At 64.9% G+C, this 16940-nt stretch carries 18 protein-coding genes and 1 tRNA gene; 9 read left to right on the plus strand and 10 right to left on the minus strand.

The genetic code is table 11. The features are described from left to right. The first annotated feature begins 75 nt into the window (after positions 1-75). Entirely contained in the window at positions 76-327 is a 252-nt protein-coding gene (locus tag H292_RS0107430; protein WP_019662949.1) for a hypothetical protein, read from the plus strand. Between the two features lie 246 nt (positions 328-573). Further along, positions 574-1248, plus strand: a complete 675-nt coding sequence (locus H292_RS0107440) for a Crp/Fnr family transcriptional regulator (RefSeq protein WP_019662947.1) — start codon at positions 574-576, stop codon at positions 1246-1248. Here H292_RS0107440 and H292_RS0107445 read toward each other — a convergent pair. Continuing rightward, complete coding sequence (locus H292_RS0107445) at positions 1245-2024, minus strand: MBL fold metallo-hydrolase (protein ID WP_019662946.1); 780 nt, start codon at positions 2022-2024, stop codon at positions 1245-1247. The two genes, H292_RS0107440 and H292_RS0107445, sit on opposite strands and share 4 nt — an antisense overlap. 17 nt (positions 2025-2041) lie before the next feature. On the opposite strand from H292_RS0107445, the gene H292_RS0107450 reads away from it, so the two are divergent. Further along, positions 2042-2887: a Gfo/Idh/MocA family protein gene (locus tag H292_RS0107450; RefSeq protein WP_027498672.1), complete on the plus strand. Its 846-nt coding sequence runs from the start codon at positions 2042-2044 to the stop codon at positions 2885-2887. 4 nt (positions 2888-2891) lie between these two features. Here the strand turns inward: H292_RS0107450 and H292_RS0107455 are convergent, their stop codons facing one another. Both H292_RS0107455 and H292_RS28090 read right to left on the minus strand, forming a co-directional pair. Further along, entirely contained in the window at positions 2892-3344 is a 453-nt protein-coding gene (locus H292_RS0107455) for a RidA family protein (protein WP_027498673.1), read from the minus strand. 2 nt (positions 3345-3346) lie between these two features. Then, entirely contained in the window at positions 3347-3514 is a 168-nt protein-coding gene (locus H292_RS28090) for a DUF4177 domain-containing protein (RefSeq protein ID WP_019662943.1), read from the minus strand. 93 nt (positions 3515-3607) lie between these two features. Between H292_RS28090 and H292_RS0107465 the strand changes: the two genes are divergently transcribed. The 3 genes from H292_RS0107465 (at position 3608) to H292_RS0107475 (ending at position 7163) form a co-directional block, all read left to right on the plus strand. After that, positions 3608-4966: a wax ester/triacylglycerol synthase domain-containing protein gene (locus H292_RS0107465; RefSeq protein WP_020110984.1), complete on the plus strand. Its 1359-nt coding sequence runs from the start codon at positions 3608-3610 to the stop codon at positions 4964-4966. Between the two features lie 68 nt (positions 4967-5034). Continuing rightward, positions 5035-6042: an ArsA family ATPase gene (locus tag H292_RS0107470; RefSeq protein ID WP_019662941.1), complete on the plus strand. Its 1008-nt coding sequence runs from the start codon at positions 5035-5037 to the stop codon at positions 6040-6042. Then, complete coding sequence (locus H292_RS0107475; RefSeq protein WP_020110985.1) at positions 6039-7163, plus strand: ArsA family ATPase; 1125 nt, start codon at positions 6039-6041, stop codon at positions 7161-7163. Before H292_RS0107470 ends, H292_RS0107475 begins: the two co-directional genes overlap by 4 nt. A gap of 6 nt (positions 7164-7169) precedes the next feature. Here H292_RS0107475 and H292_RS0107480 read toward each other — a convergent pair whose 3' ends face one another. After that, entirely contained in the window at positions 7170-7493 is a 324-nt protein-coding gene (locus tag H292_RS0107480) for a WhiB family transcriptional regulator (protein WP_026347399.1), read from the minus strand. A 370-nt stretch (positions 7494-7863) separates the two neighbouring features. Between H292_RS0107480 and H292_RS0107485 the strand changes: the two genes are divergently transcribed. After that, positions 7864-10224 (plus strand): penicillin-binding protein, encoded by a 2361-nt coding sequence (locus H292_RS0107485; protein WP_020110986.1) that lies wholly within the window; start codon positions 7864-7866, stop codon positions 10222-10224. Positions 10225-10293: 69 nt separating this feature from the next. Here the strand turns inward: H292_RS0107485 and H292_RS0107490 are convergent, their stop codons facing one another. Continuing rightward, on the minus strand, positions 10294-10758 hold the full coding sequence (locus tag H292_RS0107490; RefSeq protein WP_019662937.1) for a GatB/YqeY domain-containing protein: 465 nt from the start codon (positions 10756-10758) through the stop codon (positions 10294-10296). Positions 10759-10943: 185 nt separating this feature from the next. Between H292_RS0107490 and H292_RS0107495 the strand changes: the two genes are divergently transcribed. After that, positions 10944-11882 (plus strand): metallophosphoesterase, encoded by a 939-nt coding sequence (locus H292_RS0107495; RefSeq protein WP_170947552.1) that lies wholly within the window; start codon positions 10944-10946, stop codon positions 11880-11882. An 18-nt stretch (positions 11883-11900) separates the two neighbouring features. Further along, positions 11901-11974 (plus strand) — tRNA-Pro (locus tag H292_RS0107500). 131 nt (positions 11975-12105) lie between these two features. On the opposite strand, the gene H292_RS0107505 is transcribed toward H292_RS0107500, so the two are convergent. The 5 genes from H292_RS0107505 to H292_RS0107525 all read right to left on the minus strand — a co-directional run bounded on the left by H292_RS0107505 (position 12106) and on the right by H292_RS0107525 (position 16924). Beyond that, positions 12106-13077, minus strand: coding sequence for an LLM class F420-dependent oxidoreductase (locus H292_RS0107505; protein ID WP_019662935.1), 972 nt, complete (start codon positions 13075-13077; stop codon positions 12106-12108). Between the two features lie 10 nt (positions 13078-13087). Beyond that, on the minus strand, positions 13088-13888 hold the full coding sequence (locus H292_RS0107510; RefSeq protein WP_020110987.1) for an SDR family NAD(P)-dependent oxidoreductase: 801 nt from the start codon (positions 13886-13888) through the stop codon (positions 13088-13090). Between the two features lie 23 nt (positions 13889-13911). Further along, positions 13912-15690 (minus strand): glycoside hydrolase family 15 protein, encoded by a 1779-nt coding sequence (locus H292_RS0107515; RefSeq protein WP_020110988.1) that lies wholly within the window; start codon positions 15688-15690, stop codon positions 13912-13914. Continuing rightward, complete coding sequence (locus H292_RS0107520) at positions 15687-16364, minus strand: HAD family hydrolase (protein WP_019662932.1); 678 nt, start codon at positions 16362-16364, stop codon at positions 15687-15689. Before H292_RS0107520 ends, H292_RS0107515 begins: the two co-directional genes overlap by 4 nt. Before the next feature lie 86 nt (positions 16365-16450). After that, on the minus strand, positions 16451-16924 hold the full coding sequence (locus tag H292_RS0107525) for a Dps family protein (protein ID WP_019662931.1): 474 nt from the start codon (positions 16922-16924) through the stop codon (positions 16451-16453). Positions 16925-16940 lie beyond the last annotated feature (16 nt).

Consider the following 16940-nt stretch of genomic DNA (forward strand, 5'->3'; position numbering starts at 1 on the left):
AACTGTACGGACAAGATTCTGCAACGAATCGGCCCTGTGTTCTTATCGAGACCTTTTCGGTGTTTACTGCTCGGTATGCAAGGACTCGCCGTAGTGCTCTTCCCTGTGCTCCTGATGTTGTTCGCCCTCGCCATGGAGCGCGTGGAGTTCCGCTTGAGCAAGCTCGGTGTCCGCGAACAAGAAGTGCAGGAGTTCCTCGATCAGGCCAGCACCTCCGAGGTCGCGACCCTCGCGAACGAGGGCATGCCGCACGCTCTCGCTCGCTTCAACAGCCGCAAGCGTCGTACCCCGGCTTCCGAGGAACTCGCGGATCAGCGCGCAAGCTGAGCCCGAAATGTCGCATTTCCGATGAACAGCGGCTGAACAATTCGTTTAGTTCACAACCTTCACGGCACGTCGGTGGTGCCGATCACTCGTTATCCATCTCGGCGAAGTAGACTTCACCGAGATAATTGTCATGTTTGATTACTGACGTGAGCTCGTCGAGCCTCAGGCTCGCCGGGAGCACGTAAGCGAGAAACGCCTTTCGTCGACGCGGGTGACCACGCCGGCGACATCCCAAAAGGAGCGCAAGTGGACGACGTCCTGGCACGGGCCGGCATCTTCCAAGGAGTCGAACCCTCTGCGGTAGCAGCGCTGACGAAGCAGCTGCAGCCGGTCGATTTTCCTCGTGGACATGTGGTCTTCAACGAGGGCGAGCCCGGTGACCGGCTGTACATCATCGTCTCCGGCAAGATCAAGCTCGGACGCCGTTCTCCCGATGGCCGCGAGAACCTGCTGACCATCATGGGTCCGTCGGACATGTTCGGTGAGCTGTCCATCTTCGATCCGGGTCCCCGCACGTCCACCGCGACGACGGTCACCGAGGTCCGCGCGGTCAGCATGGACCGCGACGCTCTGAAGGCTTGGATCGACCAGCGCCCCGAGATCGCCGAGCAGCTTCTGCGCGTGCTGGCTCGCCGGTTGCGTCGTACCAACAACAACCTCGCGGATCTGATCTTCACCGACGTCCCCGGCCGTGTCGCCAAAGCGCTTCTCCAGCTGGCGCAGCGCTTCGGCACCCAGGAAGCCGGTTCGCTCCGCGTCACGCACGACCTGACGCAGGAAGAGATCGCTCAGCTCGTCGGCGCATCGCGTGAGACCGTCAACAAGGCACTCGCGGATTTCGCGCACCGCGGTTGGCTGCGGCTCGAGGGCAAGAGCGTGCTGATCTCCGACTCCGAGCGTCTGGCTCGCCGAGCTCGCTAGCTCTCTCGAAGGTAGGTCAGCTGCGCCTTGACGGACATGCGCGCAGCTGGCCACAACTTCTTGTCCACGTCTGCGTAGACGTGCTTGACCACCTTCATCGGCTTGGCATCCTCGCCGAGTACCGCCAACGCAGCTTTGATCTGCTCGAGGCGTTCCAGCCGGTGCTTTCGGTACATTCGCGCAACCTCCGCTGTGTCGGCCACCTCGGCTCCGTGCCCGGGTAGCGCGATCTTGCCTGCCCCTGCGGCTTCGAGCCGGTCCAGCGACGCCAGGTAGTCCGCGAGAGTCCCGTCCTTGGGATCGAGGACCGTCGTGCCCCGACCGAGGATCGTGTCCCCGGTGAGAATCGCGTCGTCGAGTACGAAGCTCGACGAATCCGCTGTGTGGCCGGGAGTCGCGAGAACGGTGATCTTCAACCCGGCCGCCTCGATGACCTCGCCGTCGACCAACGCTGTGCTGCCGTAGACGAATTCGTCGGAGAACGCGCGGATCGGTGCGCCCGTCTTCTTGTGGAACCGCTTCAACCCACCCGTGTGATCGCCGTGCCGATGCGTCACCAGCACGAGAACCACAGTGCCCGACGCGGCCACCGCGTCGAGATGCTTCTTGTCCTTCGGCCCCGGATCGACGACGACCACGTCATCGCTTCCGGGTGCGCGCAGAATCCAGGTGTTGGTGCCGTCGAGTGTCATCTTTCCGGGATTGTCGGCGAGCAGAACCGCTGCCGTCGGTGTGACCTGTCGAAGCTGACCGTATGCCGGGTGCGCGAGAGTCATAGTCGTACTTTAAGAGCATGAGAATCGGATTGGTCGGCGCGGGTCCATGGGCTCGCGCCACACACGCCCCGTCCCTTGCCGCGCACCCCGCTATCGACTTCGTGGGCGTGTGGGCCCGCCGCCCCGATGCAGCTGCAGGGATGGGCGCCCCGGTCTACGACAGCGTCGAGACACTGATGGCCGACGTGGATGCCGTCGCGTTCGCCGTGCCCCCGGAAGTGCAGGCCGGCTTGGCCATCGCAGCAGCCGAGGCGGGAAAACACGTCGTGCTCGACAAACCCATCGCGTCGAACCTGGACGACGCCACCCGGCTTGCGGACGCCGTCGCCGACGCAGGCGTCGGCTCGATCGTGGCGTTGACCAGGCGGTTCGCTCCGGAGACACGTGAGTTTCTCGCCGAGGCCGACGGACGGGATTGGAGTTCGGCATCCGGGACCTGGCTGTCCGGGGCAGTGCTCGGAGGCGAGTACTCGAATTCACCGTGGCGTCGACGCGACGGCGCCCTGTTCGACGTCGGGCCGCACGTCTTCGACCTGCTGGACCTGACCCTCGGGCCCATCACCGGCGTGGCGCTGAGCCGTCGGGACGAGTCTTCGGACACCTGGACCGTGGTGCTCGAACACGAGGGCGGGAAGTTGAGCACGTCGCGCCTGTCGCTCGCCACACCGGTGCAACCGTCGGTCTTCCGGGTGGAGATCAGCGGCAGCGACGGTGTGCTGTCACTGCAGGACCGTTCGACACCGGCGACCGACTGCTTCCGAGTTCTTCTCGACGAATTCCTCGAGTCGATCGCCGGGGGCGTCGAGCATCCCTGTTCCGTTCGCCGCGGGCTCCATCTTCAGCGAGCACTCGACGCCGTGTGACGGCTCAGACCTCGACGATCAGCTCGACCTCGACGGGGGCATCGATCGGGAGCTCGGCTACACCGACGGCGGACCTGGCGTGCTTTCCCGCGTCACCGAAGATCTCGCCGATCACGTTCGACGCCCCGTTGACGACGGCAGGCTGACCGGTGAAACCGGGAGCCGACGCTACGAATCCGACGACCTTCACGACGCGCTTGATCGAATCGACACCGACGAGCGAATTGATCGCCGCCAGCGCGTTCAGTGCGCAGACACGCGCAGCGTCGGCGGCATCCTCGGGCGACACGTCCGCGCCGACCTTCCCGGTGGCCGTCAGCTCACCGGAAACCAACGGCAGCTGACCCGACGTGTAGACCAGCGATCCGGTCTGCACGGCGGGAATGTACGCAGCCAGCGGCGGCACTACCGGAGGTAACTCGATCCCGAGTTCGGCCAAGCGCTCACTCCACGCCATCGCTAGGCCTTCGGGCGCTTGAAGTAGGCCACCAACGTGTCGCCACCGTTGGGACCGGACATGATGGTGACGAGTTCCCAGCCCTCGGCACCGTAGTTGTCCAGAATCTGCTTGGTCGCGTGAATCAGCACCGGCGCGGTGAAGTACTCCCAGATGGTCTTTTCGCTCATGCCGGTGAGCCTAGTCGGCGGTCATGCCGCAGTCCGATCGACCGGACGCTTCGACGGTGTATCGGCCGGGCGTCATGTGAGAGGGTCGAAGCCGTGAGCCGTCTGGACATCCTCGACGCGGCATTTCACTATGCCTCGAAGAGCACATCACGAGACCAATACGTGCTGCTGACCTTCGACACAGGTGACCTCCCGTCCCCGACGTTCGACGAGATCACGGAGTTCATCGGCGTACGTGCCCGATCGATTCCGGACCTGAACAAGCGTCTCGTCGAGATCCCCGGAAACCTCGATTACCCGTATTGGTCCCGAAGCGGCGAACCTCCGAGGATTCTCCAATTCGATTCTCGCACATGGGAAGGCGTCGTCGACGAACTCGGTCTGCTGGTGCAGACGCCCGTCGATGCAACTCGAGCCGCCTGGCAGGTCCACGTGGCACGAGATGTCGAGGACGTACCGCACGCCTCGGGGCGCGCACTGGTCGTGGTCTTTCAGGTAAGCCACGCGCTGACCGACGGACGAGGGGCGACGCGGCTCGCGCGGGCCCTGTTCTCGGTGGAGCCGCCACGCCCTCGTCCATCCCAGGCACGCCTGTTCAAGCCTCACCTGCGTGTTCCGGTGGCGGTGGGAGCCGTTGCCGCCCTTCCGTTTCGTCTGGTGGCCGCGCGTCTTGCCGCGCGCCGCTCACGCCGTACCTTCGAGCGTGCGCGCGGGTCCATCACCGATCGAAACGTCCTTCGACCGTCCATCGTGGGCAACGTCGAGCCCACCGGAAACCGTGTCGCCCATGTGATCCCTTGTGCTCCACTTCGGATCACCGGGACCCGATTCAGTGTCACAACCACGGCGTTGACCGCCGTCGGCCTCGCCACCGAGCGCTACCTCGAGACCATCGGCGATCCAGTCCCGGACACACTGAACGCGCTCGTGCCCATGGGACTTCCCGAGGACGTGTCGTGGCCCGCCGAGAACCGCGTCGTGAACGGAGACGTCGACCTTCACGTCGGCGTGCCCGACATCGCCGAGCGCGCAAGACGAACCGCGGCGTCGTTGTCCGAGACACGCAGGAACGTCCTCGACCCGCTCCTTCTGCGGTGGATCGAAGCCGAGAATCTCGTACCCGCTCCAGTCTTTCTCGCTGTGGACAGACGCGCACGCAAACATGCACCTCGTGAGCGCACCGTTCACGAATCGGTGACGAGCAACCTGACGGTCGTCAGTGTCGACCGCGGGGACACCGATCTGGAACTGTGCGGGGCGCCCTGTCTCTTCTCCGGCGGCTTCCCGATGCTCGGCCCCGCCCGCTCCGTCACCCACGGCTTCTACGGCCTGGGCGACACGGTCACGATCTGCGTGACTGCGTGCCCCGACACCTTCCCCGACCACGCCCGCTACGTCGACATTCTGAAGCAGGCCGTGGACGACGTAGTCGCCGTGATCAAGGACGCGTGATAGTCGCCGCGACCTCGGACCGCACGGTTCCGCCGAGGTGACATCCGATTCGTCTATATGGTCGTGTTGTGGTCACATCGAGTTTCGAAGGTTGGCCGGAGAAGGCCGACACTGCGCGGTTGCACTTCGTCTCCGGCAAAGGCGGCACCGGTAAGTCGACGGTTGCCGCCGCGCTTGCGTTGGCACTCGCGGCCGACGGTCGGCGAGTGTTGCTGGTGGAAGTCGAAGGCAGGCAGGGCATAGCCCAGCTGTTCGACGTTCCCCCACTCCCGCCCGTCGAGACGCGGGTGGCGTCCGCGGACGGCGGCGGTGAGGTCTACGCGCTGGCCATCGACATCGAAACTGCGTTTCTCGAGTACCTCGACATGTTCTACAACCTAGGTTTCGCCGGGCGCGCGATGCGCAAGATCGGCGCGATCGAGTTCGCGACCACCATCGCCCCCGGTCTACGCGACGTCCTGCTGACCGGCAAGGTCAAGGAGTGCGTCGTCCGCACCGACAAAGCCGGGAAACGCGTGTACGACGAGGTGGTCGTCGATTCACCTCCCACGGGCCGTATCGGCAACTTCCTCGATGTCACCAAGGCGATGGCCGACCTGGCCAAGGGCGGCCCGGTCCGCTCGCAGAGCGAGGGCGTCGTCCGGTTGCTGCATTCGGCCGACACCGTCGTACATCTCGTGACGTTGCTCGAGGCGTTGCCGGTGCAGGAGACGGCGGATGCCGTGACGGAGCTGGAGGCAGCCGATCTGCAGTTGGGCACCGTCATCGTCAACCGCACCGAGCCGACGTACCTGCCGGAGGAGTCGCTCGACGACGCGGCACACGGAACCGTCGACGTCGCCGCACTCAGAACCGGGCTGGAGAAGACAGGAATTTCCCTGTCCGACGACGATTTCGCAGGCTTGCTGACGGAAACGATCGAGCACGCGTCGACGCTGGCAGCTCAGGTGGACAGTGGCCGTCAGCTCGACGAGTTGGATTCCGCGAGACTGCGCCTGCCGATGCTGGCGGACGGCGTCGACCTGGGCGGGTTGTACGAACTGGCGGCAGAACTCAGAGAGCAGGGTGTGAAATGAGCAAGGCTGCAGCGCCCGTACTCGACGTCGAGAAGATTCTTCGGGGTGCCAACTCCCGCATCGTCGTGGTGTGCGGGGCAGGTGGCGTCGGGAAGACGACGACAGCGGCGTCGATGGCGCTTCGAGCGGCGGAGCAGGGCCGCAAGGTCGTGGTGTTGACGATCGATCCAGCGCGGCGTCTGGCCCAAGCACTCGGGGTCGACGAGCTCGACAACTCGCCACAGCCGGTGAAACTGCCTGCCGGGGCGACGGGCGAACTGCACGCCATGATGTTGAACATGCGTCGGACGTTCGACGAGATGGTGATCGAGCACTCGACGCCGGAGAAAGCCGAGCAGGTGCTGGCCAACCCGTTCTATCAAACGGTGGCCTCGTCGTTCTCCGGAACGCAGGAGTACATGGCGATGGAGAAACTCGGCCAGCTCGCGTCCGACTCGACGTGGGATCTGATCGTCGTGGACACCCCACCGTCGCGCAATGCTCTGGATTTTCTCGATGCGCCGCAGCGTCTCGGCTCGTTCCTCGACGGACGGTTCATCAGGTTGTTGATGGCGCCGGGACGCGGCCTGACGCGGATGGTGACCAGCGCGATGAGCCTGGCCCTGCGCGGCGTGTCGACGGTGATCGGTAGTCAGATGCTCACCGATGCGTCGGCGTTCGTGCAGTCGCTCGACTCGATGTTCGGGGGCTTCCGCGAGCGCGCGACGCGCACTTACCAGTTGCTTCGCGAGAGCGGCACCAGCTTCGTCGTCGTCGCGGCGGCCGAGCCGGATGCGTTACGCGAGGCTGCGTACTTCGTGGATCGATTGAGCGGTGAGGGAATGCCGCTGGCCGGCCTGATCCTGAACCGGACGCACCCGACGCTGTTGTCGCTGCCTGCCGATCACGCCGTCACGGCTGCCGATCAGTTGGAGGGCTCGGACGACGGGAAGCTCGCCGCCGCGGTGCTGCGCATTCACGCCGCCCGGGCTGTGACGGCCGCTCGCGAACTGCGCCTGCTCCGACGGTTCACCTCGGCACACCCACGGGTCCCGATCGTCGGCGTGCCGTCCCTCCCGTTCGAGGTGTCGGACCTGCATGCGCTCCGCGCGGTGGCGGATCAACTCACCAGGTCCGCGTAGGTCCGTTCAGATCGCGGCCTGCTGCTGGCGCTGCGTCTCGAAGAAGTCCGACCAGGAGTCGACCTCGGGGTGCTGCTTGAGCAATGCACGACGCTGACGTTCGGTCATGCCACCCCAGACACCGAATTCCACGCGGTTGTCGAGCGCGTCGGCACCGCACTGCATCAACACCGGGCAGTGCCGGCAGATGGTCGCGGCTTTGCGCTGCGCTGCTCCCCGTACGAACAGCTGGTCAGGATCGGTGCCCTTGCACCGCGCCTGCGCTACCCACGCAATGCGTGCTTCTGCTTCTTCCACATCTAGCCGCGTCGGTGCTGCTGTCGTGTGCATTGCGGATCCCCTTTGCAGTTCGAACGTCCTTGCTGAACGTTCCAGAAGCCCCTGCGGCGCTGCTTCGACCTCGATCTCCACTGCTCGAAGCACATCGGTCTAGGAGCTGCCCCACATTCATATACAAGTGTTATGTGAATCACACCGTGCTCATAATTTAGGTAAATCCGGCGACGAACGCAAGACGAGAGAGGCAACTTTCTGGTACGACCGTCCCGACCTGCGGTTCCTCGCTCGACCTGTGATCCATTACAAGCAGACGCGCTCCGTAACGACTCGACAGCGCACCCCGGAAGCGGCGGGATCATCTGCGTTTCTGGGCCAGCTGCAGTAGTCCACGTACGCTGTGCTCGTGTCAGTTGGAAAAACCGTGGCGAAGCTCGCCGGATGTTCCGCACTCGCGGGTGCGCTGTTGGCCGGAGTCATGTTCCCGTTGGCAGGCGGGTTCGGCTATGCGTCGAATCGGGCTGCGGACACGGTGGACAACGTGTCCGCCGAATTGGTCGAAGGCGCGGTCCCGGCGGTGTCCACGATGGTCGACGCCGCAGGTAACCCGATCGCGTGGCTGTACGAGCAGCGACGCTTCGAGGTACCGAGCGACAAGATCTCCAACGAGATGAAGCTCGCCATCGTCTCCATCGAGGACAAGCGGTTCGCCGAGCACCAGGGCGTCGACTGGCAGGGCACGTTGCGCGCGTTCCTCACCAACACCACGAGCGGCCAGGTCGAACAGGGCGCGTCGACGTTGGATCAGCAGTACGTGAAGAACTACCAGCTTCTCGTCGTCGCCAAGACCGACGCCGAGCGCCGCGCCGCGATCGAGACGACGCCCGCTCGTAAGATCCGCGAGATCCGCATGGCGTTGACGCTGGACAAGGAACTCACGAAGGACGAGATCCTCACCCGCTACCTCAACCTGGTGCCGTTCGGAAACTCGTCGTTCGGCATCCAGGACGCCGCGCAGACCTATTTCGGTATCGACGCCAGCCAGCTCGACGCGAAGCAGTCCGCGATGCTCGCGGGCATGGTGCAGTCCAGCTCGGCGCTCAACCCGTACACCAACGAGCAGGGCGTCACCGAACGCCGCAACATCGTGCTGGACACGATGATCCAGAACATCCCGGACCGGGCCGACGAGTTCCGCCAGGCCAAAACCGAACCTCTCGGCGTTCTCCCGGTGCCGCAGACTCTTCCGCGAGGATGCATCGCCGCCGGTGACCGCGGATTCTTCTGCGACTACGCATTGCAGTACCTCGCGAACGCCGGTATCAGCCGCGAACAGATCGACAAGGGCGGCTACCTCATCCGCACCACGCTCGATCCGGCTGTGCAGAACTCCACCAAGGCATCGCTGTCGTCGAACTCGAGCCCGACGCTCGACGGCGTCGCCACGGTCATGAACGTCATCGCACCCGGCCAGGACTCGCACCGCATCCTGGCGATGGGAAGCAGCCGCACGTACGGTCTCGACGCCGACACCGACGAAACGGTTCAGCCGCAGCCCTACTCACTCGTCGGGCACGGCGCCGGGTCGATCTTCAAGGTCTTCACCACCGCCGCAGCGATGGAACGAGGACTCGGAACCAGCGCCACCCTGCAGGTACCCCGCCGAGCCGAAGTCAAGGGCCTGGGCGACGGCGGTGCTCGTGGCTGCCCGGCCAACACGTACTGCGTCGAGAACGCAGGCAACTACCCGGCGTCGCTCTCCATCACCGATGCGCTCGCCCAGTCGCCCAACACGGCGTTCGTGAAGCTGATCGAATCCGTCGGAGTCGCACCCGTCGTCGACATGTCCGTTCGTCTCGGCCTGCGGTCCTACGCGGACCCGAACACCTCGGGCTTCGACGAACAGAGCATGGCCGACTTCCAGAAGAACCAGAACCTCGGTTCCTACACACTCGGACCCACCTGGGTGAACCCACTGGAGCTGTCCAACGTGGCCGCGACGTTGGCGTCGGGCGGCAAGTGGTGCCCGCCCACTCCGATCGACTCGGTGTTCGACCGCGAAGGCAAGCCGGTCCCCGTGACTCAGCAGGCCTGCGAGCAGGTCGTCGAGCCCGGTCTGGCGAACACTCTCGCGAACGCGATGAGCAAGGACGACCAGGCAGGCGGCACATCGGCGTCGGCTGCGGGATCCGTCGGCTGGACGCTCCCGATGTCCGGCAAGACCGGTACGACGGAGTCTCACATGTCGTCGGGCTTCCTCGGCTTCACCAACCGCTACGCCGCAGCCGTGTACACCTACGGCGACTCGCCGACCCCCGGTGAGATCTGCTCGTTCCCACTTCGTCCGTGCGGGTCCGGCAACCTGTACGGCGGTAACGAACCTGCGCGCACCTGGTACGACGCCATCGACCCCGTTGCGAACAACTTCGGCCCCGTCGAGCTGCCACCCGTCGACCAGAAGTACGTGCGTGGGTCGGCCAACGGTCAGGTTCCCGACGTGACCGGTCAGAGCCAGAGCTCGGCAACCTCGACGCTCCAGGGCGCAGGCTTCCAGGTGACGGTCGCGACGACAGCCAACTCGGCGTCCCGCGGCACGGTGACGGGTGTGTCCCCGTCGGGTTCGGCAATCCCGGGATCGACCATCACGATCTACGTCAGCGACGGATCGGTGCGGGAGGCCCCGCCTGCTCCGGCTCTGCCGGAACTTCCGCCGGGCATCGAACTACCGGCCATTCCGCCGGGGCTGCAGATTCCCGCCATCCCGGGCATCACCGCACCGCGATAAGCGGCTCCGCCGCATGTGAGTGGAAATGTAGGCCAGGGCCTGCATTTCCACTCACATAGGGCAGCAGTGTCAGAGGCGGTCTTTGACGGCCTTCGACACGCGCGATCCGTCGGCCTTACCCGCAGCCAGTGCGGAGGCGACCTTCATGACCTGGCCCATCTGCTTCATCCCAGGCCGTTCGCCGATTTCCTCGGCCACCTGGGCGATGGCGGTGTCGGCGACATCGGCCAATTCGGCGTCCGTGAGCGGCGTCGGCAGGTATTCGTCGATGATCTGCGCTTCGGCGCGCTCGTTCGCTGCGAGCTCTCCGCGGCCGTTCTCGGTGTAGATCTCGGCGGATTCGCCGCGCTTCTTCGACTCCTTGGCAAGGACTTTCAGTACCTGCTCGTCGGTCAGATCGTGCGCTTCCTTGCCGGAGACCTCCTCGGTCTGGATCGCGGCGAGAAGCATACGGATCGTGGCCGTGCGGAGCTTGTCCTTGGCCTTCATGGATGTGGTCAGGTCGGCTCGGAGCTGGGATTTCAGTTCGGACATGTACCAGAACGCTACGCGGGCGCCGTCCGCATCCGCACGTCGATTACCTGTACTGACGTATCGTGGGAAACGTGTCCGTGAAAAACAATGCTTGGACCCTCCCGTTCGCCCCGCAGTCGCAGCTCGCATCCGACGCTCTCCGTGCCGCCGCGACACGCGCCCGTGCCAACGCGGAGCAGGCGCCGTTGCAGACGGCAGCCCTGGCCACGGCCGGTGCTGCAGCGCTCGGCCTCGGGTACGCGACGCTCATCGAGCGCAACGCCTTCGCTCTCCGCGAAGCCACGATGGCTGTCCTCGAGCCGGGATCGGCATCGCTGCGTGTCCTGCACATCAGCGATCTGCACATGATGCCGAATCAGCGGCTCAAGCAGAACTGGCTGCGGGAGCTCGACCGGCTCGAACCCGACCTGGTCGTCAACACCGGCGACAACCTGTCGCATCCGAAGTCCGTCCCCGCCGTCGTCCAGGCTCTCGGCCCGCTCCTGTCCAGGCCTGGCCTGTTCGTGTTCGGCAGCAACGACTACTTCGCGCCCAAGCCGAAGAACCCGCTGAAGTACTTCAAGAAGAACCACAAGCGCGTTCTGGGTGAATCACTCCCCTGGCGCGACCTCCGAGCAGCGTTCTCCGAGCGTGGCTGGCACGACGTCACCCACGTCCGTCGCGAACTCGAGATCGCGGGCGTGCGCATCGCGTCCGCGGGCGTCGACGATCCTCATTTGAAGCGCGATCGCTACGAGACCATCGCCGGCCAACCCAATCCACTGGCGGACCTGCGGCTCGGTATCACGCACTCCCCCGAACCGCGGGTTCTCGACAAGTTCGCCGAGGACGGCTACGACCTCGTTCTCGCTGGACACACCCACGGCGGTCAGCTGTGCCTTCCGTTCTACGGCGCTCTGGTCACCAACTGCGAGATCGATCGGTCACGTGTGAAGGGCCCGTCGAAGTGGGGCGCGCACACGCAGCTGCACGTCTCGGCCGGAATCGGTACGTCGCCGTACGCGCCTGCACGTTTCTGCTGCCGCCCCGAAGCGACACTGCTGACACTCACTCCAGCACCCCGAAAGGGCCCAAAAGAGGGGTCCGACGAGGGCGTTTCGCGTTCCGAGGCAGTCGTAAGCTAGACTTCTGCGTGCGGTACACGGGGTGTGGCGCAGCTTGGTAGCGCGCTTCGTTCGGGACGAAGAGGTCGTGGGTTCGAATCCCGCCACCCCGACAGCAAAGACCCTGATTCGGTTCACGAATCAGGGTCTTTTTGTTGTCTGCGTACTTCCGTTTCGAGACCGAATGTGCCGTTCGGTCACTTGAAGTGACCGAACGGCACGTTCGGTCCGGAACCGGGTGAACCTAGCTCGATGCGGCGCGCAGTTTCTCCAGCAACGGGCCTGCGGCTTCGGCGAGGAAGCGTTCCTGGGTTTCGTCGCCGACCTGGACGAGGGCGATGTCGGTGAAGCCGGCTTCCCAGTAGGGCTTGACGGCGTCGACGATGGCGTCGAGGTCGGGGCCGCAGGGGATGGTGTCGGCTACGTCTTCTTTGCGGACGAATTGTGTTGCGCCTGCGAAGCCTGCGGTGGTGGGGAGGTCTGCGTTGACGGCCCAGCCTCCGGCGAACCAGCGGAATCGGTCGTGGGCGCGGTCGATGGCGGCGTCCTTGTCCGGGTCCCAGGAGATGGGGATCTGGCCGATGGTGCGTGATGGTCCGTCGTGGTGGTCGACCCAGCCTTTCACGAGGTCTGCGTTGGGCTCGACGGCGATGAGGTGGTCGGCGTAGGGCGCGAATCGGGCGATGGATTTTTCACCGGACACGGCGACGCCGATGGGCACGCCGCCTTCGGGTAGGTCCCAGATGCGTGCGGAGTCGACGCGGAAGTGCTTGCCTTCGTAGGTCACCAAGCCGCCTGCGTGGAGTTTGCCGATGATGTCGAGTGCTTCGGCGAACATGTCCTGGCGCTTGTCGATGGACGGCCAGCCTTCGCCGACGACGTGTTCGTTGAGGTTTTCGCCGCTGCCGAGGCCGAGGGTGAAGCGTCCGTCGGCGAGGATCTGGAGGGTTGCTGCTTTCTGTGCGACGACGGCGGGGTGGTACCGGATGATGGGGCACGTCACGTAGGTCATGAGCTCGACGCGTTCGGTGGCCTGTGCGACGGCTCCCAGCGTGGTCCAGGCGTACGGTGCGTGGCCCATGGAGGACAGCCATGGTGAGTAGTGGTCGCTTGCCACCTCGAAGTCGAAGCCGACGTTCTCGGCGCCGACGGCGTACTTCACGAGCTCTTTGGGGCCGCTCTGTTCGGTCATGAGGGTGTAGCCGAAGTTGGTCATGGTGCCTCCTCTAGATGGTTGCGACGGACCCGGAGTCCACGCGGTAGTTGGTGCCGTTGACGAAGGATGCGCGTTCCGAGCAGAGGAACACGACGACGGATGCGACCTCGTCGGGTTCGCCGCGTCGTTTCAGTTCCATGAAGGGTCGTTCTTCGTCGAGGAAGGTCTCGATTGCTTCGTCGCGGTCGGTGCCGCGTTCGTCGGCACGTTTGTCCATCATCTTGTCCGTCATCGGGGTGTGGATGAAGGCGGGCGAGACCGCATTGACCAAAACACCTTCGGATGCATAGGTTTTGGACAGTCCTTTGGTCAGCGACAGGATTCCTGCCTTCGATGCGCAGTACGGCAGTTCGTCGATGTAGGGCTGCTCGGCGTCCTCGGATGCGAGCAGAACGATGCGTCCCCACCCACCGCGCCGCAGTGCGGGCAGGAAGGCTCGGACCACCCGCACCGGCCCGAGCAGGTCGGTTTCGACGGTGCTGGCCCATCCTTCGTCGTCGATTTCGTGGAAGAGTCCTTGCGCGCCGGTCACTCCCGCGGATTGAACGAGTATGTCGATGTCGCCGACCGCCGCTGCTGTCTTCCGGGCGAGTTCGGCGACACTGTCGGCGTCGGTCACGTCGGCGGCGAAGGCGAACAATTTGTCCGGGGCGGCGTCGAGTTCGGCTGCTGCTTTCGTCAGCGTCTCTTCGTCCCGGTCGGTGACCACGACCGTGACTCCTTCTTGGAGAAGCAATCGAGCTGTGTGCCAACCGATGCCGGAGTCCGCCCCTGTCACGACCGCAACGCGGCCTTCGATTCCCAGATCCATGTGTGCGTCCTCGTTCCTACGAGTCAGTTCGTTGCGTCGTGCGAATGCGCAATCGTCAGCGCTGCGTTCACCAGGGCCAGGTGGCTCAAGCCCTGCGGGAAGTTACCCAGAAACGACCCGTCCGAAGCATCGATCATCTCGCTGTAGAGACCGACGTCGTTGGACGTCTCGACGAGTTGGTCCATCAGTTCGGATGCTTCGGCGTCGCGTCCGACACAGGCGAGCGCCGAGACGCGCCAGAAGCCGCACGCGACGAATGTGGCCTCCTCCTTGTCGACGCCGCTGTATCGGTAGAGATGTGGACCGACGCCGAGCTCACGGCCCAACGCATCGATGGTCGACGAAAGCCGTTCTCCCCGATCGAAATCCATCTCCGCGGCCAGTAGCACCGAGGCGTCGAGACCGTCTGCTCCCGGGTAGGCGAGGTAGGCCTGTCGTTCTTCGGACCAGCATTCCTCCTCGACGTAGCGCCTGATGCGCCCGCGTTCGGCGCGCCACCTGTCGGCGACGCCGGGGATCTGCCCCTCTTCGGCGAGGTGGACTGCGCAGTCGAGCGCTTGCCAGCAGCCCAGTTTGGAGCTGGTGTAGTGCTGTTCGTCCTCGAGTTCCCAGATTCCGGCGTCGCGGCGCTGCCAGGAGTCGCAGGCTTCGTCGGCGATGGTGGCCAGCAGTCTGCCGGTTTCGGCGTCGAGTACGTTGCCTGCGTCCACGTACAACCGCACGATCGCGAACAGGTCTCCGAAGATCCCCAGCTGCAACTGATCTGCGGCGGCGTTGCCGTTGACGACGGGTCCGACGCCGCGCCATCCCGGCACGTCGGGTTGTTCGGTGCCGCCGGGGAGTTCGCCGCCGAGCGTGTAGAACACGTTGACGAGAGGATCGTTGAGCCGGATGACCTTCAGCAGCCAGGCCACTGCGGCGTGTACTTCTTCACGTAGACCGAACCTGATGAGCGCTCGGATCGTGTAGGCGGTGTCGCGGACCCATGCGTAGCGGTAGTCCCAGTTCTTTCCACCGGTCCTGTTCTCCGGCAGGGACGTCGTCGCGGCTGCGGCTATTGCACCGGAGGGACTGTGCAGCAACAGTTTCAGAGCCAGGGCGCTGCGAGCCACGTGCTCTTTCCACGGTCCGTCGTAGTGGAATTCGTCGGACCACATCCTCCAGTTGCCGACGGTGCGGTCGATACCTTCGTCGACCTTGATGGGCTCGGGCAGATGCAGCGGTTCGTTCTCGGTGCCGACCAGCCCGATCAGGTGACGTGATCCGGGCGCCGTCGTGAACGCGCCGTCGATGATCTGGTCTCCGACGGTCACGTCGTCCGCCTCGAGGGTGCGAACGGCCATCGTCAGGCCGTCGGCGCGGAGCACGGTGCCGTGCTGGGTGTCGTACGCCCACGGGGACGCGATACCGAGCATGGTTCCCGGGGCTACCTTCCACGCCATGTCGACGGTTCCCTGCACACCGTCGATGCGACGTCCGAGTTCCACCCAGGGCAGCCTGCCGGCCACCCCGGTGTTGAGCGAGTCGGTGACGCGGACAGTTCCCGTGTCGGTCGTGTACAACGTCGTCAGCACGTTGGTTCCCTCGACGAATTCACGCTCTACGGAGAAGGGTTCGACGGGGGCGAGCGCGAAGGTGCCGCCGTGCTCGGCGTCCAGGACGGCGGCGAACGGGGGCGGCGAGTCGAGGTTGGGGATGGGAAGCCAGTCGATTCGGCCGTCGTCGGCGATCAGGGCGACCGTCCGTCCGTCTCCGATCGCTGCGTAGTCTTCGATTGCTGCGTAGCCGTCCTGACGACTCATACGGCGGTCAACCTCGCGATGGGGCTGTCGGTCAGTTGTTCGACGAGGTCCGCCGGGTCCTCGTAGACCGCTTCTGCGCCGGCCGCGCGTAATTCGGCGTCGGGTACTCCTCCGCACCGGACGCCGATTCCTGCCACTCCGACGCGTCTGGACGCCTTCATGTCCCACACGCTGTCGCCGATCATGACCGCTCCGCGGGCTTCGACGCCTGCGCGTTGCAGAGCGACGTCGACGATCTCGGGGCTCGGCTTGGCCACGTCGGCGTCCTCGGACGAAGTCACGACGGACACGATGTCCTCGACGTCGAGGAGGTCACGGAGGTGGGCGAGTTCGTTCTCGGGTGCCGACGTGGCCAGTACGACGGTCAGGCCTGCATCGTCGATGCGCTGCAGCAACTCTCGCGCGCCGGGCAGAATTTGCAGCCGCGCGATCGCTTGCTGGTAGTAGCTGGTGTGCAAATCCTTCGCTTCGAGTGCTGCGGCACTGTCGGAGGACCCGACGAGCGATTCGAGTAGCTTGTCGCCGTCCATGCCGATGCACCGGTGGATCCTCCACGACGGGACGGTCACCCCGGCGTCGGCGAACGCTCTGGACCACGCGTCCACGTGAACGTAGTTGGAGTCCACCAGGGTGCCGTCGATGTCGAACAGGACTGCGCCTGAAGTCGAAGTCATTGCCCACGGCTACCCGCGTCGTACCGGGGTGAAACGTGAGCAGGCCCCTTCCCGATGGGGAAGAGGGCCTGCTCACAGGGTTGCGGTCAGTCGACCTGCGCTTGCCACATCCAGTGCAGTTGCTCCAGACGGGCGGTGATGGCGATGAGCAGATCCTGCGTCACGGGATCTGCGGCCTCGGTGTCCGCGATGCGTCCTCGGAGCCGATCCACCACTGCGGCAAGGTTGTCCACCACGGCGGCGATCACTTGCTCGTCCTTGGTCCAGCCTTCACCGAATCCCTTGGTGCCTGCTGTGGCCGACACCGTGGCCGAGCGTCCGTCCGGGCTGACTCCGATCGCCGTTGCGCGTTCGGCGGCCTCATCGGTGAAGTCCCGTGCTGCGGTGACGAGTTCGTCCAACGCGAGGTGCACCGAACGGAAGTTCTTGCCGATGACGTTCCAGTGCGCCTGCTTCGCGATGAGGGACAGGTCGATCAGGTCGACGACGGTGCCCTGCAGGGCATCTCCGGCAATCTTCTGCTGACCTGCATCGAGAGTGCTGCTGATGGGGTTGGTCATGAGTGCGCCTCCTACG

Source organism: Rhodococcus sp. 114MFTsu3.1, assembly GCF_000383555.1.
In the GTDB taxonomy this organism is placed as follows: Bacteria; Actinomycetota; Actinomycetes; order Mycobacteriales; family Mycobacteriaceae; genus Rhodococcoides; species Rhodococcoides fascians_E.